Genomic DNA, 22272 nt, shown 5'->3' on the forward strand with positions numbered 1-22272 from the left:
AAGTCACACCAAGAGCGCGCCACCTCGCCGCCCCCGTCCGGGCGACGACGCGGTTGCGTGCGACCGTGGCCGGGAACGCCGACCGCACCCCGTCGACACCCCGAACCGACGAGGAGGCACCCATGGTGGGCCGACACCACCGCTCCCCCGCTCCCCGCCACGCCGTGAGCCACACCGTGCGCCACACCGCGAGCCACACCGCCCGGCGCGCGCTCGCCCCGCTCGCCGCCGCCTCGGTCGCCGTGCTCGCCGCGGCGCCCCTGGCGTCGGCAGCACCGGCCGCACCCGCGGCGCCCCAGCAGCCCGCCGACCAGCCACCCTGCAGCGACGCCGCCGACGTGTGCGTCGACCTCGGCGAGCAGCGGGCCTGGCTCACCGACGACGGCCGCGCCACGTCCGGCCCGATGGCGATCACCTCGGGCTCCGACGAGGACCCGACGCCGACCGGCGAGTTCACGGTGCAGCGCAAGGAGCGCCACCACGTGAGCCGCGAGTTCGGCCGCGCGCCGATGCCCTACTCGGTGTTCTTCGACGACGAGGGCCGGGCGTTGCACAGCGGCAGCCGGGCGGGCAGCTCGCACGGCTGTGTCCGGCTCGACAAGGACGACGCGCAGGACGTCTTCGCCGCGCTCGAGCCCGGCGACCGGGTCGAGATCGTCAGGTGAGCGTCAGCTCGTAGCTCGCCGACGCCACGTGCGACTCGTGCAGGGTCACCGTGATGCCGGCCAGCCCGCCCGCGTGCGGGCCGAGCCGCCCGTCGCCGACCCGTGTGGCCAGCCGCTGCGCGATCACCTGCGCCAGGTACTCCGTCGTCGTGTTCACCCCGGCGAGCTCGGGATGGTCGTCGAGGTTGGTGTAGGTGAGGTCGGCCAGGGCGTCGTGCAGCTGCTCGGTGGCGAGTCCGATGTCGACGACGATGTTGTCGGCGTCGAGCTCGGCCCGCCGGAACGTCGCGTCGACGACGAACGTCGCGCCGTGCAGGGCCTGCGCCGGTCCGAAGACCGCGCCCCGGAAGCTGTGGGCGATCATGATGTGGTCGCGGACGGTGACGGCGAACATGCCGACCATCCTGACGCCCGTCAGATCAGGACCACCAGCAGGGCGACGGCGAGGCCGAGGCCGAGCACGACGAGGAACAGCTGGACGTCGGCGAGCAGTCGGCCGCGCCAGGAGGTGCCCCGGTCCCGCGCGACCGGCGGGACGACGGAGGACGGGGTGGTCACGGACACGGCGCTCTCCCGAGCTCATCACGAACGGTCACGTCAACGTACGCCAGTAGACAGCACGACCGCCCGCTCAGCCCAGGCCCGGGTCGCCAAGGTGACACGGTGTGAGGAGCGCGGGGTCGCGTCCGCCGTCCTCAGCTGCCCCGTCGCACCAGGGCCGAGCGGCGCAGGGCCGAGGCCTGCGACCACACGCGGCGGGCGGCGCCGCTGCGCTCGGCCACCTCGCGCGCCTTGACGTACACCGTCGGCGGCAGGTGGGCGAGCAGCGAGGAGCAGCGGCGGTGCAGCAGCGTCGCGAAGCTGTCGACGTCGGTGTCGATGTAGCGCTCGAGGTCCTCGAGCCACCGCGCGCTGTTGCGGGCGTCGCGCCGGCTCGGGGCCAGGGCGGCCTGCCGGTCGGCCTGGTACCGCTCGAGGGCGGCCGGGACGTCCGCCGGCCCCTCGAGCGCCCGCGCGAGCGCGATCGCGTCCCCCAGCGCCAGCGTCGTACCCGAGCCGATCGCGAAGTGGGTGGTGTGCGCGGCATCGCCCGCCAGCACCGTGCGCCCCGACCACCACCGCTCGCAGTGCAGGGTGCGGAACTCCAGCCACGGCAGCGGCGCGTCGGGCTCGGTGGGCAGCCCGACGAGCGGGTGCCCGTCGAGGTGCCGGGCGAAGAGGCGTTCGAGCAGCTCCCGGCTCTCCTCGGCGCCCATCCGGTCGAGGCCCAGCGCGCGCCAGGTCTGCGGCGAGCACTCCACGATGAAGGTGCTGTGGTCGGCGTCGTAGCCGTACGCGTGGCACCACAACCAGCCGGCCGACGAGCGGACGAAGGCGAAGAGGAACGACGTGTAGACCTTGGTCGTCGCCAGCCAGACGTACTTGTTGGTGCCGACGTCGACGGTGGGCCCGAGGTCGTCGGCGAGCGCGCGGCGGTGGGCACTGCCGACGCCGTCGGCGGCGATCACCAGGTCGGCTTCGGCCTCGCCCGGCGCGACGTCGTGCTCGAACACCGTGTGCACGCCGAGCTCCTGCGCCCGGGCGGTGAGGAGGTCGAGCAGCCGCTGCCGCGAGATGCTGTAGCCGCCGCTGGGTCGCGCGACCCGGCCGCGCCCCTCGACGTCGACGTCCTGGCCGTCCCAGGCGAACGCGGCGTCGGCGATCTGGGCGGCGCTCACCGGGTCGCTCTCGCGCAGCGACGCGAGCAGCGGCTCCCAGAACACGACACCCCAGCCGTGGGTGACCCCGGCGGGGTTGCGCTCGACGACCGTGACGTCGTGGCCCTGCTGGGCGAGCAGGACGGCCGCGTACAGACCGGCCGGTCCCCCGCCGACAGCGGTGATCCTCACTGAGCACTCCTCGAGCGGCCCGCGCGCAGCCGCTCCACCTGTCGGGCCAGGGCCGGCCGGCGCCGGCGCACCTCGTCGCGGGCCGCGTCGACCGCCGCGAACAGGGGCGGGACCCGTCGCGCGGCATGGCCGAGACCGACCACCGTCGTCCCGATCTCCACGCGGTCACCGTAGACGTCGGCGTCCGCGCGGCTCGGGTCGGACGACGTGTCGATCCACGCCAGCTCCGGCTGCTCGTGGAACCACGCGAGGAGGTCGACGTCGAGCAGGGTGCCGGGCGAACAGCGCGCGAACTCCTCGTCGAAGGCGCGCTTGAGCCCGAACACGCCGGGGCCGGCCGTGATCGCGAGGCTCCGGGCGAGGATGCGCGTGTCGGTCCCGAGCGCGAACGCCAGCAGCCGGCCGTCCTCGGCGAACGCCGCCGCCATCTCTCGGAGGAAGCGGTCGTGGCCCGGCCGCACGGCCATGGCCGTCCCGGCGCGGCCCTTCCACCCGCTCGCCTCCAGCGCGAGGAAGCGCGAGACGGCGTCGCCGGACGCGGTCCGGCCGTGCTCCGCGGTGCCGACCTCGCCGCCGAGCTCGCGCCCGAGGACCCGCCGCTTGCGCTTGAGCTCGCCGCGCTTCTTGCTGGTGGTCCACTCCGCGAGGTACGTCGGCGACGGCCGCCGGTGGGCGAAGGAGCGGGCGCCGAGCGACGTGTGCCGTGCGGGCCGCGTGGCGACGGCGCGCTGCAGCGCCCGCCCGACGGGTCCCTCGACGGGGACCTTCGGCAGCTCCAGCCACGGCCGCGCCCGCAGGACGGGCAGCTCGCCGAGGACGGCCTCCCACAGCGCGTCGAGGTCGACGTCCGGGTCGACGAGGGGGGTGCCGAGGAAGCAGTACGGGTGCAACCAGGTCCGCAGGCCCGTCAGCCCGAGCCGGCCCAGCGACACGCCGGGCGGCACCGGGGCGAGCGCGTGCGGCGTCGCCTCGATCACGGGGAGCAGGAACACGAGGCGCCCGTCGTGCTCGGCGGTGACCAGGCGCAGGGACGGCGGCGCGCCGAGGTGCCGCGCGGCCGGGAGCACCATCTGCGGCGCGAGGAACGGGTTGGGCTCCAGCGCCCGGCGCTCCAGGTCGTGCCACCGCGCGAGGAAGCCGGGATCCCGCTCGGCGGCCCGGACGGCGGTCAGGGCGACCGAGCCGAGGCGCAGGCGCCGTGGGACGAAGGAGACACCCGACGCGGCCGTGTGGTCGACCGGCCGGCCTGTGACCAGCATCGGGCGAAAGTACAACCCTGCGTGGACGACGTTCGAGAGGGTGCTCCCTCGAACGGAGCAGGGTTCTCGGTCTCTTTCCGACAACGCTTGCCCGGAACCGGGGAACGCGGCCCCTTCCGGCGACGGAGAGTGGCTACCCGCAGCAACCCCCGCCGCAGCAGCCCCCGCCCCCGCCGGCGGGGGCCATGGACGGGGCCACGGCCGGAGGTGTGGCCGTGCGCGCCCGGCCGCCGAGGCCGACCGTCGTCAGCAGCTTGACCGTGTCGTCGTGGCCGGACGGGCAGTCGGCGGGGTCGCTCGCGGCGCTCATCGGCCGGTCGACCTCGAACGTCGACGCGCAGGTCCGGCAGCGGAACTCGTAGCGCGGCATGGTCGGGAGCCTAGGCCGGTGCGCTTCGCGCTCGTGAGCAGAAAAGAGTGCTGGGGCACTCTTTTCTGCTCACCTGCGCGGAGCGCACCTGCTCAGTAGTCCACCCGGACCGCGAGGCCGGGGCGCTCGCCGGCGGCGAGCTGGGGCATCACGGTCGGGAGGTCCTCGAAGGCGCAGGTGTCGGTGATCAGCGCCTCGAAGCGCGGGTCGGCGAGCAGGCGCAGGGCCAGGCGGAGGCGGTCGGTGGTCGACCACCGGGCGCGGCGGGCGGGGGCGACGCGGCCGACCTGCGACGCCCGGATGGCCAGGCGCCGCGAGTGGAACGCCTCGCCCAGCGGCACCCGGGGGGCGTTCTCGCCGAACCACGACATCTCGACGACCTCGCCCTCGTCGCCGAGCAGCTCCAGGGACCGGGCGAGCCCGGCCTCGGTGGTGCTCGCGTGCAGGACGAGGTCGCACTCCCCCGTCGCCGCGTCGGGCGTCGCGAAGCCGACGCCCAGCGCCTCGGCCACCGCGCGGCGGGACGTGTCGACGTCGACGAGCTCCACCCGCACGCCCGGGAACGTCGCCAGCACCCCGGCGACGGCCGACCCGACCATCCCGGCACCGACCACCGCGACCCGGTCCCCGACGCGCGGCGCGGCGTCCCACAGCGCGTTCACCGCGGTCTCGACCGTGCCGGCGAGCACCGCCCGCGCGGGCGGGACGTCGGCGGGCACCTCGACGACCGAGGCCGCGGGCACCACCACCCGCTCCTGGTGCGGGGCGAGCGCGAACACCGTGCGCCCGGCGCCCGGACCCGCCTCGACCTCGCCGACCGCGAGGTAGCCGTACACCACGGGGCCCGGGAAGTCGCCGACCTGGAACGGGGCGCGCATCAGCTCGTACTGGCTCTCGGGCACCTGCCCGCGGAACACCAGCGACTCGGTGCCCCGGCTCACCGCGCTGTGCCGGGTGCGCAACACCACGTCGTCGGGACCGGGGTCGGGGAGCGGGATGTCCGCGATGTCCGCCTGCCCGGGCGCCGCGACCCGGAACGCCCGTGTCGTGCCCGCCATGGCGCGACCCTCCTCGCACTCGCGTGATCTCCCGGCGGCCATGCTGGCACGTGTGCGCCTCCCGCCCCCGGTCCTGACCGCCGAGCTCCTCGGCGGCGCGGTCGCGGTCGCGGGCCTGCTCGGGGTGCTCGCGGCGGGCGTCGGCCTCGGGTCGATCGGGCTCGTCACCGGGGCGACGGCGGCCGCGGCGCTGGTCGCCGTGCTCGCCGCCGCACCGGTCGACGGGCTGGGGCCGGCCGGGCGGGTCACGCTGCTGCGCGGGGTGCTCGCGGTCGGGGTCACCGCCCTCGTCGCCGACCCCGTCTCGACCCCCGCGCTCGTCGGGCTCGCGGCCGTGGCGCTGGTGCTCGACGGCGTCGACGGAGCGGTCGCCCGGCGCCGGGACGTGGCCTCGACGTTCGGCGCCCGCTTCGACATGGAGCTCGACGCCGCGCTGCTCATGGTGCTGTCGGTGCACGTCGCGGGCCTGCTGGGGTCGTGGGTGCTGCTCGTCGGGCTCGCGCGCTACCTCTTCGTCGCCGCGGGCGTGGTGCTGCCCTGGCTGCGCGGGGAGCTGACGCCCCGGTTCTCGGGCAAGGTCGTCGCCGCCGCGCAGGGCGTCGTGCTGGTCGTGGCGTCGTCGCAGCTGCTGCCGGCGGTCGTCGCGAGCGTCCTCGTCGCGGTCGCCCTCGCCGCGCTGCTGTGGTCGTTCGGGCGCGACGTGGTGCGGCTGTGGCGCAGCGCCGACACCCACCCGGTACGCGTGCGCCGAGGTCTCGCCGGCGTGGTGACGCTGCTCGCCGGCGTGCTCGTGCTGCTCGCGTTCGTGACGCCCGGCGACATCGCCCGGCTGGTGACGCCGGCGTTCGTCCGCGTGCCGGTCGAGCTGCTCGTCGCGCTCGTCGTCGCGGTCGTGCTGCCCGCCCCGGTCCGGCGGGTGCTCGCGTGGGTCGCGGGCGTGGTGCTCGGGCTCGTGCTGGTGCTGGTGCTGTTCGACCTCGGCTTCTCGGTCTCGCTCGCCCGCCCGTTCGACCCGGCGCGCGACGCGGTGCTGCTCACCAACGCCTACGACTTCGTCGCCGGCACCTCGGGCCCGGTGCTCGCCGTCGTCGTCGCCGTGGTCGTCGCGCTGCTCACGATCGCGCTGCTCGCCGCGATGGGCGGTGCCGTCGCCCGGCTCGCGCGGATCGCGGCCGCGCACCGCGCCGCGACCCTGCGCCTGGTCGCCGTGCTCGCCGTGGCGTGGCTCACGGCGTGGACGCTCTCGGCGCAGCTCCTGCCCGGCGTGCCCGTCGCTTCGCGCGACACCTCGATCCGCACCGTCGACCGCACGCTCGCGATCGGCGAGGGCGTGCGCGACCAGCGGGCCTTCGAGATCGAGGCCGCGACCGACGCCTACCGCGACGTGCCCGGCGACCGGCTGCTCACCGCGCTGCGCGGGCGCGACGTCGCGGTCGTCGTCGTCGAGAGCTACGGGCTGTCGGCCCTCGACGACCCGGCGATGGCGGCTCCGGTGCGGGCCGTCCTCGACGACGGCGAGCGACGCCTCGGCGCCGCCGGCTACGGCGCGCGGACCGGGGTGCTGACCTCGCCGATCGCGGGCGGGGGCAGCTGGCTCGCCCACGCCACCCTGCTCTCCGGGCTGCGGATCGACGGCCAGCAACGGCACGGGCAGCTCGTCACGTCGGACCGGCTGACGCTCCCGCGCGCCTTCCGCGAGGCCGGGTGGCGCACGGTCGCCGTCGCCCCGGGCACGTCCGGGCCCTGGCCGGAGGGTGCGTTCTACGGCTACGACCGCGCCTACGGCGGCGCCGACCTCGGCTACCGCGGCCCGCCGTTCTCCTGGTCGCCGATGCCCGACCAGTACGCGCTCGCCGCCTTCGACCGCCTCGAGCGCGGGCCGGGCGCCCCGCCGACCATGGCCGAGATCGCGCTGACCTCCAGCCACGGTCCCTGGTCGCCGGTGCCGCGGACCGTGCCGTGGGACGCCGTCGGCGACGGGTCGGTGTTCGCGCCGCCCGACGGCCCGGAGCTGCCGTTCCAGGCGATCTTCACCCAGGACCCGGCGAAGGTCCGCGACGACTACCGCCGGTCGATCGAGTACTCGCTCGCGACGGTGTGGGGGTGGACCGAGCGCCAGGCCGCGGTGCACCCCGGCCGCGCGCCGGTGATCGTCCTGCTCGGCGACCACCAGCCGTCACCGGTCGTGACCGGCCCCGACGCCGGGCGCGGCGTCCCGATCTCGATCGTCAGCAGCGACCCGTCCGTGCTCGCCGCCGTCGGCGACTGGGGCTGGGCGGACGGGCTCACGCCCGCCCCCGGCGGGCCGGTGTGGCCGATGGAGGCCTTCCGCGACCGGTTCCTCGCCGCCTACGGGCCGCGGCCGTGAGCATGTGGGGTCAGGCGATCTCCTCGCTGCTGAACCCGCCCGACGCGTAGGTGATGGTCACGCCCTTCTCCGCCGTCGCGAGCAGGCGCATGAGGGCGTCCCGGCAGCGGGACGCGTCCTCGACCTCGCGCAGCCGTCCGGTGACGTCGATGTTGTCGTGCCGGTGCGTCTCGACGGTGACCATGAAGCCGCCGTCGGGGTTGTGCGGCATCGTCTTGACCGCGACCACCTCGGAGGCGCGGTACCAGTCGCCGTCCTCGGCCCGGATCCAGCTCGGCTTCGCCATGCGCCGGATTCTGACCGCCGGGACGGCCCGGCGTCACGCGATCTCGGGGGTGGCCTCCGGCGCAGGGCGGCGCCACGCCGACGAGAGCAGCCCGCTGGGGTCGCGGGGTACCGGGCGCGCCGGGGTGTCGCCGGCACCGGCCCCGTCGGCGGCTCCGGCGGCCTCGGCGGCCGCGGCGAGGGTCGTGACGGCTGCCGCGAGGTCGGACGAGTCGACGCCCAGCGCCGCGAGCATCTCCGCCACCTGGCCCCAGGGCCGCGCGGCGAGTGCGGTGAGCAGGGCGCCGGCGGTGACCTCCGCGCCGGTGTCCCCCGCGGCCGCGGCCTCGGAGAGCACCTCGGCGACGGTCGGGCCGGCGACGGGCCCGGCGCCCCGTCCTGGACCGCTGTGACCGTGCACCACCGGCTCCGACACCGACGAGAGCTCGACGAGCGCCATCGCGGCGTCCGCGGTCGAGGCCGTGACCCCGGTCGCGGCGAGCAGCCCCGCCTCCGGACCGCCGGCCCGGACCAGGCCGAGCAGGAGGTGCCCGGTGCCGAACACGGCGTGGCCGCGCTCGTCGGCCTCCTGCCAGGCGAGCGCGACGACCCGCTCGGTGTCCTCGGCCACCGAGCGGCGCGTCCGTGGCGCGGGCGTGCGCCCGCGCGGGAAGGGTGTGGGCTTGGCCGGGACCTCGCGGCGGACACCGGCCAGCGCGTCGTGGATGGGTGTGGTCGTCCCCATGGCGAACTTCTAGCGGGTCGCGGTGCGCTCCACGAGCAGGTCGGCGCAGTGCCGCGCACGTCCGGGTCCGGCGCGGCACCCCCGGTCGTCGAGGGACGGTCCGGTCGGGACCGGCGCCGGGAGGGCGGGACGGGCGTGGGTGACGCGCTCGACGAACGGTGACGGTCGGCGACCATCGGCGACGCGCCGGACCCGTTCGGTGGAACCGGACCCGACACGCCGGACACGACCGTCGGCACCTCGTCCCGCGGCTGGCTCCGCTGGGTGCCCGGGTGGCGCAGCGAGGGTGACGTTCGCTGCCTGGTGCGCCGCCGGGGCGTCCCTCGCTCCGCATTGGCGCCGGGCGCCTGGGTGCCCGGGTGGCGCAGCGAGGGTGACGTTCGCTGCCTGGTGCGCAGCCGGGGCGTCCCTCGCTGCACGGCGCGCCGGGCCCCAGGGTGCCGGGGGTGGCGCAGCGAAGGTGACGTTCGCTGCGTGGTGCGCAGCCGGGGCGTCCCTCGCTCCGCGGCGCGCTGGGCCTCAGGGCTCGTCGACGGCGTGCACCGCGTGGTCGCCACGGGAGCAAGGGTGACCACCGCTGCGTGGTGCGCAGCCAGGGTGACCTTCGCTGCGCGATGCGAACCTCAGCCCTCGTCGACGGCGTGCACCGCGTGGTCGAAGTAGCGCAGCACGCCCCGGGCGCCGTGGGCGGCGAAGCCGGGGTCGACGGTCGGCGACGCGCCGTCGGCGGGCTCGTGGGGCTCGTCGGGCACCTCGGCGAGGAGGCCGCGCAGGTGGCGGTCGACGAGCGCGTCGAACGCCTGCCAGCGCCCGACCGCGGCCTCGAGGTCGCGGGGCTCCGCGCCGGGGGCGAACGCCGCCTCGGCGGCGGCGACGGCGTCGGCGAGGGCGGCGCGACGCTCGGGACTCCCGAGCCCGGCGTCGAGCACGAGCCGCGCCGCCCACAGGACGTCCTCGACGTGGTTCCCGAGCCAGCGCCGACGCCGGTGCACCGCGCCGAGCCCCGGCCACCGCTTGCGGGCGGCCTGCCGCGACCGGCCGGTGACCCCGCCGAGGTCGGCGAGGCTCGCGCCGAGCCACACCGCCGTCTCGGCCCGGCGTGCGGCGACGGCGGCCGCGGCGTCGCGCGCCTCCGCCTCGACCGCGAGGGCCGCGCCGAGACCCGCCAGCGCCCGGTGCCGCGCCGCGCGCTCGCCGTCCCGGTCGTCGAGCTTGGCGCCGGGGTCGGCGACCGCCGTCCCGGCGACGCGGCCGGCGACGGCCTGCTCCAGTGACAACTCCAGGTTCACGCGGCCAGCATGCCGAGCCTGTCAACCACGGGTTCACAGAAACTATTGCCCAGTGTCACCGTACCCGCCACAAGATCGACGCGTTAACCTCCAGGAGTGAGTCGTGGGGGCGGCTCGTGCACGCAGCGCAATTCTGGATCGATCACCGGGGGGCACCATGAGCAGCATCGTCACCGTCGAGCGTCCACCGGACGTCGTACGGGGCCTGCGCGGCCTGCTGGGCCTCGCCGCCCTGCCGTCGCTGCGGGGCATGACGCCGACCGAGGCCCGCGCCGCCCAGGTGCTGGGCATGGTGTGGGACCCGGCGGACGTCGTGGAGCTCGCCATCGAGTGGGTCGGCACGGGCTTCGACGCGCCGTCGCTGGTCGACCTCGCCGGCCGTGACTGGGACGACCCGGACCTGCCCGTGCTCTGGGACCTCGTCCTCGACGACCTCGGCGCGCGCCACCCGGCCCCGAGCACCGCCCGGCGCCACGTGGCGACCTTCCTCGCCCGCCGCCGCGCGGCCCTCCGGCGCATCCCGGCGCCGCGCCCCGCGCGCTGAGGGCTCAACCCACGAACCCGGTGCGCGGCCCCTCGTCGTGCACCCGGGTCATCACGACCGCGTCGGTGCGCACCGTGGTGCCGTCGCCGAGGTCGAGCACGGGGTGGGACTCGCGGGCCTCGAGGTGGGCCACGATGCGCGCTTGCAGGGCGGCGGCCCTGTCGTCGTCGAGGCCGGTGGCGGTGTGCTCGTGGCCGCTGCGCAGGGCCACGTACAGGCTGGAGCTCATGGCCCCAGCGTGATCCCTGCGGGAGCGGACCGGGGCGGTGTTCGCCCAGAGCAGGACGGCCCGTGACGATCACGAGGAACCCGGGACCGGTCGTCCCGAGTAGTGCTCCGAACGGATCAGTGACCCGTTAGGGTGAGCGGGTGCCCCGTGGGGAGTGGACCGACGCGCTCCGCGCCCGGCGGTGGCTGCTCGCCGCCGCCCGCGTCGACGGGCCCCACGCGGTGCTGCACCCCGGCGACGACGCCCCGCTGTGCTCACCCGCCTCGACGCCGACGTGGTCCGCGACCGTGACGAGCCCGCCGTCCACGCCCTGCGCCGCCACCGCGCCGACGAGGACGCGCTGGCCCGCATCCGCGAGGTCGGGGTGCGGGCGGCGATCGTCGCGGTCGACACCCGCCGCGCCCTCCCCGGCCGCCTCGCCGACACCGTCTCGGTGCTCGAGGGACGCGCGGTGCAGGTCCGGGGCGTCGTGGTCTGGCGCGGCCGGTTCCCGCGGGCGCAGACTCCCCCGATCTCCGACGCCCGCGCCCCCGACGCCGGCGGCACCCCCGACCCGGCCCGCGCCGCCGGATGGACGCGCCCCCTCCCCCCGTTCTTCAGCCGTCGAGGAGCTCCCCGTGCCTGCACCGCAGGACCCGCCGACCGCGATCGTCCCGCCCCCGCAGACCCCCGGGACGCCGCCGGCCGCCGAGCGCCGCCGGTGGCGCCGGCCCCTGGTCTGGATCGCGCTCGCCGCCGTGGTGCTCGTCGCGCTCACCGTGTCGGTGACCGTCGGCGTGCGCACCGCCACCGCCGACACCTCGACCGGGATGCTGCGCATCGCCCACCTCTCACCGGTGACGCCGTCGGTGGACATGTACGTCTCCGGGCCCGACCTGGACGAGACGCTGGTCGCGCCGGGCGTCGGCTACCGGGGCACCTCGCCCTACCTCACCGAGCCCGCCGGCACCTACACGCTGACCGCGCGCCCGGCGGGTGCCCCCGCGACCAGCCCGCCCGCGGTGCAGGTGTCGGTCGAGGTGTCCGCCGGGACCGCGCAGACCGCGGCCTTCGTCGACTCGCCGACCTCGGGTGCCCCCGAGCTGCAGGTCCTCGACGACCAGACCGCGCCGGCCGCGCCCGGCTCCGCCCAGGTCCGTGTCGTGCAGGGTGCCAACGGCGTCGGCGCGCTCGACGTCGACCTCACCGGCGGCCCGCCGCTGGCCCGCGACCTCTTCTACGGCTCGACCACCCCCTACGCCACGGTGCCCGCGCGGGAGTGGGAGGTCGACATCCGCTCGCGGCTGGGGTCGACGAACCAGACCTCCGTGACGCTGCCCGACAGCGGGGTGACCACGCTGTTCGTCGCCCGCGAGCCCGACGGCCAGATCCTCGTGGCGGCCGTCCCCGACGCCGCGACCGTCGCCGGCGTGCCCGGGCCCGGCACCGAGCCGACGGCGTCCCCGGCGACCCCCACCCCGCGGCCCACACCCGACCCCGAGGCCCCGCTGCCCACCCCGCCCCGCGTCCCGCCGGTGCCCCGCGGCGGCACCGAGGCCGGGCTCGGCGGGCTCGCGACCCCGACCCTGCTCTCGGCCGTCGGTGACTGGCTCTCCGGGCTCTTCTCCGACGACCCCGAGGTCCCGCCGGCACCGCGGATGCCGCTGGCCGCGGCGCTCGCGGCGCCCGAGGGCCTGCGGCCGACCGGCATGTCGATCCCGGCGGTCGGGCTGGCCGCGGTGAACCTCGCCGACCTGCGCATCGACTACCGCGGCGCCCTGCAGGTGCCCACCGACTTCGGCCAGGTCGGCTGGTACACCGCGAGCGCGGTGCCCGGCGACCCCGGCCCCGCGGTGTTCACCGGCCACGTCGACACCCGCCGCGGCCCGGCCGTGTTCGCCCAGCTCGACCGGCTGCGCCCCGGCGACGTCATCGAGGTACCGCGCTCCGACGGCGAGACGGCGCGCTACGCCGTCGACAGCGTCGAGTACTTCCCGAAGGACACCCTGCCCTCCGACCGCGTCTACGGGCCCGCGACCACGCCCCAGCTGCGGCTGCTGACGTGCGGCGGACCGTTCGACGAGGGCACGCTGTCGTACCAGGACAACGTCGTCGTCTTCGCCTCGGCGCGCTAGCCGGGCGGGTCAGGAGAGATCACCGTGGACGCCATCGACGTGCTCGTCGACGCCTTCGGGCGGGCGCAGGACGACGCGCACCGCGCGGTCGACGGTCTGGGTGCCGAGGAGCTGTCGTGGCGCCCGGACGACGACGCCAACCCCATCGCCTGGCTGGTCTGGCACCTCACGCGGGTGCAGGACGACCACGTCGCCGACCTCGCCGGCAGCGAGCAGGTGTGGACCGCCGGCGGGTGGGCGCGCCGCTTCGACCTGCCGCTCGACGACGCCTCGATCGGCTTCGGGCACACCTCCGAGCAGGTCGCGTCGGTGCGCGTCGACGACCCGGCCCTGCTCACCGGCTACCTCGACGCCGTGCACGAGCGCACCGTCACCTACCTGCGGACGCTGTCCGAGGCCGACCTCGACGAGGTCATCGACGACGCCTGGGACCCGCCGGTCACCCGCGGGGTGCGGCTGATCAGCGTCGTCGACGACGACATCCAGCACGCCGGGCAGGCCGCCTACCTCGCCGGGCTGGTGCGCCGCCGCTGACGACCCGGCACGAGGCTACCGCGGGCACAGGCAGAACGGGTGCCCGACGGGGTCGAGGAGCACCCGCCACCGCCCACCGGGCTGGTGCTCGGGCACCGTGGCGCCCAGCTCCTGGGCCCGGGCGACGGCGGCGTCGAGGTCGTCGACGGCGAGGTCGAGGTGGTAGCGCTTGACGCCCTCGGGGTCGGGCCACGGCGGCGCCGACCAGCCCGGCACGCGGCCGAAGCCGATCGGCGCGCCCTCGCCCGCGATCATCGCGTACTCGTCCTCGGCGTGGACGGTCGACCAGCCCAGGAGCGCGCCGTAGAAGGCCGCCTGGGCGCGGGGGTCGGGGCCGTCGAGGTTGATCATCGCGAGCGTCGTCGCCGCTGCTGTCATCGCGGTCTCCGGGTCTCGGCGGGAGCGGACGCAACGAACGCTAGGACCCGTTCCTGTCAGGGTGTGTCAGGCACGACCACGGGATCAGCGGCCGATCGGCCCCCGGAGTTCCTCCTCCTCGTCCCGTTTCTCCGTCACCCGACGTGGTGAACCCCGGTCTCGGGACGGCCTGAGTGCTAACGACGAGGGCGGCTCCTGCGACACCGCTCACACAGCGTCCACACGGCCGCTGACGACTAGGCCGTTCGGGGGTTGATCATGGGGCAGCACCACCGGCGCGAGGACCACGCGTCGTCGCGGCCCGCCGTGGCGCTCCTCGCCCCCGCGCGTCACACCGTCCCGCCGGACGCCCCGCCCGCCGGCCTCGGCTACCCACCGCCGACCGCGTACCGGCCCGACCCGGTGACCGGCATCCCGACCCCGCCGCACGCCGTCCCCGCCGCGCCCGCGGTCCGGGCGCCGCGCCGCCGCCGCGCCGCCACCCGGGCGCCGCTGACGGTGGCCGTCGCGGGCGTCGCGGTGGCCCTGGTCGGCATGGGCGCCCAGCTCCCCGGCCTCGTCGACGCCGTGCGCACCTCCACGGCCAGCGCGCCGGGCACGAGCGCGCCCACCCCCGCCGCGCCGGCCGTCGCCGGCCAGTGCGCACACGTGGTCGCCGACGCCATCGACGACACGATCACCACGCTCGGGCGCACCCCCAGCGGGCAGTGGGCGGGCGTGATCACCGGCCGCGAGGACGCCCTCGCCGCGACCTACGGCGAGGGCTCCGCCGAGCAGCGGGCCTACGCCGCGGGCGTCGACGACGTCGTCGCCTGGCTGCGCACCGACCCGGTCGCCGCCGAGGACTGGAACCTCGTCACGGACCGCGTCGCCGGCACGATCGCGAGCACCTGCTCGTCCTGACCCACGTGCGTGATCTTCTGAGCTACAGCTCAGAAGATCACGCACGTAGGGATGGCTAGTGCGAGATCAGCGACTCGGTGCGGACGGCCGAGATGTGGCGGTCGCGCTGGGTGCGGCGAGCCCGGTCGGCGGCCTGGTTCTGGGCCACGCTGACGCCCAGCAGGGCGCCGCAAACGAAGATCACGCCGACGATCACCACGGCCACGATGACGAACATTCCCGAGCTCTCCTTCTCCACCGAGCGCCGGGGACGCCCCGCGCTCGTGGATCCAGACGGGTGGACGCGTCGGCGGTTGCCGGTCACGCTGCGTCGTCCACGTCACGGGCCCGGGGGCGCCTCCGGACGCAACCTCGGCGCCGTCACGTGCTCGTGACACGGCGACCGCGTCGGGGCGCCGGATCGGGGGTACGGGTCGGTGATGGACAGCGAGCAGACGCCGGACGAGACCGACCTCCAGCACGTCGACCGCGAGGAGGGCATGACCCGCCCCGAGCCGACCGACGACGCCGCTCCCGACGCCGACCCCGACGAGGTCGACCCGGCCTTCGACGTCGACCTCGAGCCCGACCAGCAGGGCCTCGCCGAGTCCGCCGACGAGCCGTCGGGGTAGCCCCTACCAGCCCAGCAGCGCCGGCAGCCGCTCGGCGACCGCCGGCGACATCGTGCGCGCGTACGACGCCGACAGGTGGTTGTCGTCGAGGTAGACCAGCACGTTCCCGACCTCCGGCGGGCAGGCGGTCGGCGTGCAGATCTCGTCGCTGAGGTCGAGGAACGCGACGCCCGCGGGCACGTCGTCGCGCAGCGCGTACGGCGGGTCGGCGGCGAGCAGCTCGGCGCGCGGGATGTCGCACTCCGGCGCGCCGCGACCGTAGGCCTCGAAGCACTCGGACGGGCGGTGGTCGAACCGCGGGTTGTCGCGGACGGCGACGACCGGGATGCCGCGGTCGTCGAGCTCCCGCCAGCCGGCGACGAAGCCGTCGGGGGTCTGCTCGGTCAGCCCGGCGCGCACGTCGCGCGTGGCGCTGACGAGGACCGCGTCGGGCGGGTCGGCGGCGAGGTGCTCGATCGCGGCGGCGTTGCGGTCGAGGCACATCGCGTCGCCCGGGTCGGTCTCCGACGTCGTCCCGAACGGGCAGCGGGCGCGCACGAGCGTCCGGACCTCCCACCCGCGCTCCCGGGCCACCGGCTCGAGCGCGGGCAGCAGCTGCTGCATGTGCGAGTCGCCGAGCAGCACGATCCGCCGCTGCGGCTCCCCGTCGGCGCGGACCGGGACGCACTCCTCCAGCGCCGGCGACTCGCCGACCGGCCCGCACCCGTCGCGGTAGTCGGCCCAGTCGTCCTGCACCCGCGCGGTGGACGGCTGGACGGCCGGGACGATCTCGGCGGCCGGGGCCGCGTCGGCCGCCAGCGCCGCCGCGCCCGGGTGTGCGGGGTCGCCGACGGCGAGCGGCGCGGCGGCGTCGGTGGCGGCCACCGCCGCCCACACGCCGAGCGCGACCAGCGCCGGGGCCAGGAACGCCGCGATCGCGAGGCCCGCGCGCCCGGCGGCCCGCGGCAGGGTCACCGTCCGCAGGGGCGCCTCGACGAGGTGGTGGGTGGCGACCGCGAGCCCGACCGAGACCGCGACGACCACCAGCCCGCCGACCACGCCCGGCGTCGGCGACGCGGAGAGCCCGAGCGCCAGGACCAGCACCGGCCAGTGCCACAGGTAGAGCGGGTAGCTGATCCGGCCGAGGTACTGCGCGGTCGGCGTCGTCAGCAGGCGCTCGCCGGCGCCCGCCCGTCCGGCGACGATCACCGCGGCGGCCGAGAGCACCGGCCACAGCGCCAGGTAGCCCGGGAACCCGGCGCCGACGTCGAGCACCGCGCCGCAGCTCACGAGCCCGACGACCCCGGCCCACCCGAGCACCGCGCGGGCGCGCGCACCGAGCCGCACCCCGTCGAATACGAGCGCCAGCACCCCACCGAGCGCGAACTCCCAGAGCCGGGTGCGCAGGTCGAAGTACGCGAACGCCTGGTCGGACGCCGTCGCGACCACCGAGTGCACGAACGACACCACGACCGTCGCGGAGAACGCGGTGAGCAGGGCGGCGCGGACGTCCAGGGCCCGCGACCGCGCCCACCACGCCACCAGCAGCACGAGCAGCGGGGCGAGCAGCGTGAACTGCGCCTGGATCGACAGCGACCAGAAGTGCTGGGCGATGCTCGCGGTGCCGTGGTCGGCGTAGTAGTCGACGGCGTCGGTGGCGAGCCGCCAGTTCTCGACGAAGAACACCGAGGCGAGGAGCTCGCGCAGATTGCGTGCCCACGTCGACGGCGGGAGCAGCGCGGCGGCCGCGACGGCGCTCGTGACGAGGACCAGGCCGGCGGTCGGCACGAGGCGCCAGAACAGCCGCGTCCAGGTGCCCGTGACGTCGACGCGCTCGCCGCGGATGGCGGTGCGCGCCGTCATCCCGAGCACGAAGAAGCCCGAGAGCAGGAAGAACACGTCGACGCCGCCGGAGACACGCCCGACCCACACGTGGTAGACGACGACCAGGAGGGCGGCGAGACCGCGCAGTCCCTCGATCTCCGGACGGCGCGCGCTGCGGGTCCGGGTGCCCGACGCGGCGGTCGTCGTCCCGCTGTCCACCACCGCTGCCGGTCCTCCCGTCGATCGTCCTCACCCGGTGCCCCAGGGTCCCGCACGGGGTGCGCCGCGCCGACGCCGGGCCGTCGCCCGTCCGTGGGCATGATCGCGGGACACTGATCGGGTGAGCGTGACGCGGCGCCTCGTCGTCTGCTGCGACGGCACCTGGAACACCGCCACCGACCGGACGAACGTGGGCCGTCTCTTCGACCGCCTCGCCGCCACCGAGGACCAGGTCCCACGCTACTTCGAGGGCCTCGGGGCGGACGGCGACCCGATCGGCCGCGTGATCGACGGCGCGTTCGGTGCGGGGCTCCCGGAGGCGGTCCGCGAGGTCTACCGCTGGCTCGCCGAGACCTTCCGTCCCGGCGACGAGCTGGTGTTCCTCGGGTTCTCGCGCGGCGCGTTCACGGTGCGCAGCACGGTCGGGATGCTCGCGCAGTGCGGCCTCGTGGCGTTCACCACGGGGCAGGACGACGCGGAGCGCACGGCGATCGTGGAGCGCGTGTTCGCCGAGGGCTACCGGGCCAAGGGCGACCTCACCGGCGCCGGCCTGACCTTCCACCCCGGCTTCGCCCCCGACGACCCGGCGCCGATCGCGTTCCTCGGCGTCTGGGACACGGTCGGCGCGCTGGGCGTCCCGCGCACGTTCGGCCTGCTCTCGGGCCTCGTCGGCCGCGAGATCGCCGCCTTCCACGACCTCGAGCTCGCCCCCGACGTCCGCCACGCCCGGCAGGCGCTCGCCGCCGACGAGCGTCGCGGCCCGTACGTGCCCTCGGTGTGGCCGACCCCGCCGCCGGGGCGGCACGCGTCGTTCGCGCAGGTGTGGTTCCCGGGCGGGCACGGCGACGTCGGCGGCGGGAAGCCGGCGACCGGGCTGTCGGACGGCGCGCTGCGCTGGATGATCGACCAGCTCGACGCGACGGTCGCCCCGCGCTGGGACGCGGGCGCGCCACCCCTGCCGGTCGGGGACCCCTGCGCGCCGCTGGACGACGGCGTCGACGGCGTGTGGCGCCTGCTCAGCCCGCGCCCGCGCGCGGTGCCGCGCATCGCGCCCGGCGCGCCGGACGTCAGCGCCTCGGCGGTGGCGCGCCGGGCGTGCGACCTCGACCCGCCCTACCGCCCCGGGCGCGTGCTCGCGGTCGGCGAGGCCGCCGAGGTGGCCGTCGACGCCGACGAGCCGTGGGTCGAGACCGGCCTCTACCTCGAGCCCGGCCGCTACGCGCTCACGGTCGTGGGCCGCTGGACCGACCACGGCGCCGCGTCGCCGGGCACCGGCGCCTCGCCCTGGCCGGTCGTGTCGTGGCCATCGTACACGGTCGGGACGGTGCTCGACGGCGTCCGCCGGCTCGTCGAGCGCGTGACGGGCAACCCGCGCAGCGACGTCGTCGGCAGCCGCCGGGTGCCCGAGGCGGCGTGGCTCGAGCTCGTCGCGGCGGTGGCCGACGACCTCGTCGACCTCGACGGCACGGTCCGCGAGGGCACGACCCTGCCGATCGGCCCCACCGGGCAGCGCGAGCTGGCGACGGCGCGCGGCGGCTACCTCTACGCCTTCGCCAACGACGCCTGGACCGGCTACGGCTCGAACGGGGGCGCCGTCGCCCTCCAGGTGGCCCGCGTCAGCTGAGCGCTGTCGTCCTCCAGGTGCCGGGGCGGGCACCGCTCCGCGGCGGCCCCGGCCCGTCGGGGGATTCGGGCCGGGGCCGCGCGGCGCCGGGGAGCGGGGTCCGTGGGGGCGTGGCGGGTGCTAGCGCACCTTCACGCGGTGGGAGCGGCGTGAGGCGGTGTTCGCCTCGAGCTGGCGGCGCCAGAGCTCCCAGGTGTCCGGGTCGAGGTTCTGGCCCGCGGGCGGGGTGTGCGGGGCCCGCGGGGTGGGCAGTGCCGGCTGGCGGCCCGTGATCCCGGCCGGGAGCGCCGGCAGGTCGCCGGTCAGCGGCTCCCACGGCCACGACTGGCGCACGGAGCGGGAGCGGTGGAAACCGAGGCCCATGATCAAGCCGAAGATCAGGTGGCCGATGAGCGAGAGCGTGATGGTCACCCAGGTCAGCGGGAACATCATCGTCTGACCGCGCGGGGCGATCGCGACCGTGCCCATGAGGCCCGCCCACACCGGGAAGACCGAGAACGCGATCGACGCCGCGACCACCGCCCGGCGCGACCAGCGCTGCAGGCCGAACGCGCAGGCCAGCGCGAAGAACGTGATCCCGATGCCGCCGCCGTCGCCGACGTAGCGCCAGAGGTAGCCGACCACCGCGCCGGCGGTCAGGTCGTCCGGGTTCCCGGTGATCCAGGTGCCCATGGTGGGGATGAAGTCCGCCCACCAGCCGAAGACGTGCACGGTGGTGAGGCGGAAGCCGTCGTAGATCGCGCACCCGACGATGCCCCAGATCATGCCGTCCGCGACGACGCGGTCCCCGGTGTGCGGGGCCAGGACCGTCAGGGCGACGACGGCCGTGGCGAGCGGGATGACGAGGATGCCGGCCGACATCTGCATCGTGATGAGCCCGAAGACGTGGGCGGAGATCGCGAGCAGCGGCAGCGCGGCCAGCAGCAGGTGGAGACCGATCCGCAGGAGTCCGGCGCCGTCACGGCCCGCGGGGACACTCGTGGCGCGCGGAGAGGACCCCGTGGCGGGGCGCTCCGGCGTGGTCGTCGTACGCATCGGCGGGAACGCTAGGGATGCGCACGGCCACGCACCGCGAACCTGAGAAACCCTGAGGGCGTCACCGCCCACGCGCCGACGGGACGCGACGACCGGCCGTCCGGCTCCCCCGATCGGACGAGCCCCGCCGGTGGCCGGGCACACGGTCCCCTCATCTCCGGTGTCCCGGACGCCCGCGCGGCGACGACCCGCACGGGGCGCGCGCCGAACGGCCCACGACGCTGACCCCCGCCGGCGGTACCCGCCGCCCATCGGACCGGTCGTCGACGCCGTGCCGACACCGTCCTGTGATCGCGCCGCGACACAGCCCGGACGAACGGCGCGGTCGCGGCGATCGCGCAGGTGGGACGCACCGCGACCGGTCGGTTCCGCTGCGTCACGCGGTCGGCCGTGTCGCGCGAGGGGGTCGGACGCTGCGTGGCGGCGAGGAACGGGCAGGATGGAGCAGCCATCCGCCGCGAGGGGCACGCCGTTCGGCCCAAGGACACGCTCGGAAGCACGCCAGGATCACGGTCGGGTGACACGCTGTCCGTGGACGAGCACGATCTGCACGGCCGCGCGACGGGTCACCCCGTCCGGACCGACCCGGGAGACGCCCTCGATGACCGACGTGGCCAGCCACGCCGACACCTCGCCCGGCGACGGGCGGCGTCCGGTCCGCAGCCATCGTGCCCGACGCGGTCTCCGCGTGCCCGGCGCGACCCCCGACACGGCGACCCCCGAGACGGCCACCCACCACGGGGCCGAGAGCGCCCGGGCCCGGCACCGCCGCGCCCCCGGCACGGCGCCCTTCGCCGTCCCGACGAGCACCGCCGGCACCAGGGGCCCCAGCCGTCACCGGGCCACGGACGCGACCGGCGGCTTCGACCGCGACGCGTTCACCAGGGCGCTCGCCGACGCCCCGACCGGCCCGATCGCCACGGGGCCGGCCTCGGCCCGAGTCCCCGCCCCGGCCTCGGGACCGACTCCGACGTCGGGACCGACTCCGACGTCGGGACCGACTCCGACGTCGGGACCGACCACGGCCTCGGGACCGATCCCCGCGACCCCGGCGCCCGACACGGCCGCGACCGCCGCCGTCGTCACCGGGCCCAGCACGGGCCGTCACGCCGCGCCCGAGCCCGGCGAGGTCCCAGCGGCTCCGGCGCGGCCCACCGAGGCCCCCACCACCCACGTCGCGGCCCCGACCTCGCGCCACGCCCGCCGCACGCCGGCGACCGGCGCCACCAAGGCCACCGCCACCAAGGCCACCGCCACCAAGGCCACCGCCACCAAGGCCACCACCGTCACCTCGGCCGCCACCGGCGCCGCATCGGTCACGCGCATCCCCGGGCCGGACGCCGGCGCCCCCACGCACGCGGCGGAGGACACCGCCCCCGACCACCGCGCCACCCGCAAGCGCCGCACGGGCGTGCCCCTGCGCGCGACGATCGGGCTCGTGGGGGCCGGTGGGGTCGCGGCGCTGGTCGCGCTGACCACCCCCGGCGCGCCCCTGCCCACGACGCTCGACGAGCCCGCCCCCGCGGCCGCGTCGCCGGCCGGGCTCTTCGCCCGGGTGCTGCCCCCGGCGCCCGTCGCGGTGCCGCCCTCGCTCCTGCCCGTCGCGCCGCCCGCGGTGACCACGGCGCCGACGCCCGAGGGACCCGCCCCCGTCGTCGGCGCGCTGTTCGACGCCGCGGCCGGCGCGTTCGAGGACCTCTTCGACAACAGCGCCGACGACGGACTCGTCGAGGACGGGCCCAAGCCGCGGATCGTCGCGAACCCCGACGACCCGAACCGCGAGGCCTGGCAGTTCTCGCTCGGGCCGGGCGGGAAGCGCAGCGAGGTCCTGCCGCAGGGCCCGGGTACGGAGCCGGTGGTCGGCCAGGAGCAGTTCATCCGGTACACCGCCCAGCTCTCCGACGACTTCCCCACCGACACGGGCAGCTGGCAGGTCATCCTGCAGTGGCACCACACCTCGCCGAACGGCTCGCCGCCGATGGCCCTGCAGGTCAGTCGGGGCCAGCTCTACATGGTCAGCAACGGTGACGACATGCAGGCCATCGGTCCGGTGTCGCCGGGTCAGCGGATCGACCTGACCATGAACATCGTCTGGTCCATGGACCCCGACGAGGGCCGCGTGACCGTCTGGCGCGACGGGCAGCCGACCGGCGTCACGAACTGGCAGCCGAACGACGGCACGATGAGCACGCGCGAGGCGTACATGAAGATGGGGATGTACCGGGACCCGGGCATCCGCGCGGGCGGCTCGATCATCGTCACCGACCTCAAGGTCGGGCGTGACGCGCAGGGCATCGGCGGCATCGGCCCCCGCCGCCCGACCGACTGACGCCGGCGCGAGGCGGGCGGGCCCTGACCCGCGCGCTGGTCC

The 22272-nt window shown here is 76.4% G+C and carries 23 protein-coding genes; 9 read left to right on the forward strand and 14 right to left on the reverse strand.

What is annotated here, in order from left to right; translation table 11 throughout:
- Window positions 1–122 precede the first annotated feature (122 nt).
- Window positions 123–665: a L,D-transpeptidase gene (locus PH190_RS01250; protein ID WP_274229689.1), complete on the forward strand. Its 543-nt coding sequence runs from the start codon at window positions 123–125 to the stop codon at window positions 663–665.
- Here the strand turns inward: PH190_RS01250 and PH190_RS01255 are convergent.
- The 6 genes from PH190_RS01255 to PH190_RS01280 form a co-directional block, all read right to left on the reverse strand.
- Window positions 658–1059, reverse strand: coding sequence for a 6-pyruvoyl trahydropterin synthase family protein (locus PH190_RS01255; protein WP_274229690.1), 402 nt, complete (start codon window positions 1057–1059; stop codon window positions 658–660). The two genes, PH190_RS01250 and PH190_RS01255, sit on opposite strands and share 8 nt — an antisense overlap.
- Window positions 1060–1079: 20 nt before the next feature.
- On the reverse strand, window positions 1080–1229 hold the full coding sequence (locus PH190_RS01260; RefSeq protein WP_274229691.1) for a hypothetical protein: 150 nt from the start codon (window positions 1227–1229) through the stop codon (window positions 1080–1082).
- Window positions 1230–1360: 131 nt separating this feature from the next.
- The gene (locus tag PH190_RS01265) at window positions 1361–2554 is read right to left on the reverse strand and encodes an FAD-dependent monooxygenase (RefSeq protein WP_274229692.1); all 1194 of its coding nucleotides are present in this window, start codon (window positions 2552–2554) and stop codon (window positions 1361–1363) included.
- Window positions 2551–3813, reverse strand: a complete 1263-nt coding sequence (locus PH190_RS01270; RefSeq protein WP_274229693.1) for a GNAT family N-acetyltransferase — start codon at window positions 3811–3813, stop codon at window positions 2551–2553. Before PH190_RS01270 ends, PH190_RS01265 begins: the two co-directional genes overlap by 4 nt.
- A gap of 133 nt (window positions 3814–3946) precedes the next feature.
- Window positions 3947–4183, reverse strand: coding sequence for an FmdB family zinc ribbon protein (locus PH190_RS01275; protein WP_274229694.1), 237 nt, complete (start codon window positions 4181–4183; stop codon window positions 3947–3949).
- 92 nt (window positions 4184–4275) lie between these two features.
- Window positions 4276–5241, reverse strand: coding sequence for a zinc-dependent alcohol dehydrogenase (locus PH190_RS01280; protein ID WP_274229695.1), 966 nt, complete (start codon window positions 5239–5241; stop codon window positions 4276–4278).
- Window positions 5242–5293: 52 nt separating this feature from the next.
- On the opposite strand from PH190_RS01280, the gene PH190_RS01285 reads away from it, so the two are divergent.
- Complete coding sequence (locus PH190_RS01285) at window positions 5294–7609, forward strand: CDP-alcohol phosphatidyltransferase family protein (protein WP_274229696.1); 2316 nt, start codon at window positions 5294–5296, stop codon at window positions 7607–7609.
- 10 nt (window positions 7610–7619) lie between these two features.
- Here PH190_RS01285 and PH190_RS01290 read toward each other — a convergent pair whose 3' ends face one another.
- The 3 genes from PH190_RS01290 to PH190_RS01300 form a co-directional block, all read right to left on the reverse strand.
- Window positions 7620–7895 (reverse strand): hypothetical protein, encoded by a 276-nt coding sequence (locus PH190_RS01290; RefSeq protein WP_274229697.1) that lies wholly within the window; start codon window positions 7893–7895, stop codon window positions 7620–7622.
- Window positions 7896–7928: 33 nt separating this feature from the next.
- Window positions 7929–8618, reverse strand: a complete 690-nt coding sequence (locus tag PH190_RS01295) for a Clp protease N-terminal domain-containing protein (protein ID WP_274229698.1) — start codon at window positions 8616–8618, stop codon at window positions 7929–7931.
- Window positions 8619–9241: 623 nt separating this feature from the next.
- On the reverse strand, window positions 9242–9907 hold the full coding sequence (locus PH190_RS01300; protein ID WP_274229699.1) for a hypothetical protein: 666 nt from the start codon (window positions 9905–9907) through the stop codon (window positions 9242–9244).
- Window positions 9908–10064: 157 nt separating this feature from the next.
- Here PH190_RS01300 and PH190_RS01305 point away from each other — a divergent pair, with 157 nt between their 5' ends.
- Window positions 10065–10451: a hypothetical protein gene (locus PH190_RS01305; RefSeq protein ID WP_274229700.1), complete on the forward strand. Its 387-nt coding sequence runs from the start codon at window positions 10065–10067 to the stop codon at window positions 10449–10451.
- Between the two features lie 4 nt (window positions 10452–10455).
- Here PH190_RS01305 and PH190_RS01310 read toward each other — a convergent pair whose 3' ends face one another.
- Entirely contained in the window at window positions 10456–10680 is a 225-nt protein-coding gene (locus tag PH190_RS01310) for a hypothetical protein (RefSeq protein ID WP_274229701.1), read from the reverse strand.
- 617 nt (window positions 10681–11297) lie between these two features.
- On the opposite strand from PH190_RS01310, the gene PH190_RS01315 reads away from it, so the two are divergent.
- Both PH190_RS01315 and PH190_RS01320 read left to right on the forward strand, forming a co-directional pair.
- Window positions 11298–12794 (forward strand): class F sortase, encoded by a 1497-nt coding sequence (locus PH190_RS01315; protein WP_274229702.1) that lies wholly within the window; start codon window positions 11298–11300, stop codon window positions 12792–12794.
- 24 nt (window positions 12795–12818) lie between these two features.
- Entirely contained in the window at window positions 12819–13328 is a 510-nt protein-coding gene (locus PH190_RS01320; protein WP_274229703.1) for a mycothiol transferase, read from the forward strand.
- A 15-nt stretch (window positions 13329–13343) separates the two neighbouring features.
- Here the strand turns inward: PH190_RS01320 and PH190_RS01325 are convergent, their stop codons facing one another.
- Complete coding sequence (locus PH190_RS01325) at window positions 13344–13706, reverse strand: VOC family protein (protein WP_274229704.1); 363 nt, start codon at window positions 13704–13706, stop codon at window positions 13344–13346.
- A gap of 258 nt (window positions 13707–13964) precedes the next feature.
- On the opposite strand from PH190_RS01325, the gene PH190_RS01330 reads away from it, so the two are divergent.
- The gene (locus tag PH190_RS01330; protein WP_274229705.1) at window positions 13965–14609 is read left to right on the forward strand and encodes a hypothetical protein; all 645 of its coding nucleotides are present in this window, start codon (window positions 13965–13967) and stop codon (window positions 14607–14609) included.
- 55 nt (window positions 14610–14664) lie between these two features.
- On the opposite strand, the gene PH190_RS01335 is transcribed toward PH190_RS01330, so the two are convergent.
- Entirely contained in the window at window positions 14665–14826 is a 162-nt protein-coding gene (locus tag PH190_RS01335; RefSeq protein WP_274229706.1) for a hypothetical protein, read from the reverse strand.
- 202 nt (window positions 14827–15028) lie between these two features.
- Between PH190_RS01335 and PH190_RS01340 the strand changes: the two genes are divergently transcribed.
- The gene (locus PH190_RS01340; RefSeq protein WP_274229707.1) at window positions 15029–15220 is read left to right on the forward strand and encodes a hypothetical protein; all 192 of its coding nucleotides are present in this window, start codon (window positions 15029–15031) and stop codon (window positions 15218–15220) included.
- 3 nt (window positions 15221–15223) lie between these two features.
- Here PH190_RS01340 and PH190_RS01345 read toward each other — a convergent pair whose 3' ends face one another.
- Window positions 15224–17245 (reverse strand): acyltransferase family protein, encoded by a 2022-nt coding sequence (locus PH190_RS01345; RefSeq protein WP_274229708.1) that lies wholly within the window; start codon window positions 17243–17245, stop codon window positions 15224–15226.
- A 118-nt stretch (window positions 17246–17363) separates the two neighbouring features.
- Between PH190_RS01345 and PH190_RS01350 the strand changes: the two genes are divergently transcribed.
- Window positions 17364–18866 carry a phospholipase effector Tle1 domain-containing protein gene (locus tag PH190_RS01350; protein WP_274229709.1) on the forward strand — a complete coding sequence of 501 codons (1503 nt, stop codon included), beginning with the start codon at window positions 17364–17366 and terminating at the stop codon, window positions 18864–18866.
- Window positions 18867–18986: 120 nt separating this feature from the next.
- Here the strand turns inward: PH190_RS01350 and PH190_RS01355 are convergent, their stop codons facing one another.
- Complete coding sequence (locus tag PH190_RS01355) at window positions 18987–19901, reverse strand: hypothetical protein (protein WP_274229710.1); 915 nt, start codon at window positions 19899–19901, stop codon at window positions 18987–18989.
- 601 nt (window positions 19902–20502) lie between these two features.
- Between PH190_RS01355 and PH190_RS01360 the strand changes: the two genes are divergently transcribed.
- Window positions 20503–22230 carry a heparin lyase I family protein gene (locus PH190_RS01360; protein ID WP_274229711.1) on the forward strand — a complete coding sequence of 576 codons (1728 nt, stop codon included), beginning with the start codon at window positions 20503–20505 and terminating at the stop codon, window positions 22228–22230.
- The last annotated feature ends 42 nt before the right edge of the window (window positions 22231–22272 follow it).

It is taken from the genome of Actinomycetospora straminea (assembly GCF_028737255.1).
Taxonomy (GTDB): Bacteria; Actinomycetota; Actinomycetes; order Mycobacteriales; family Pseudonocardiaceae; genus Actinomycetospora; species Actinomycetospora straminea.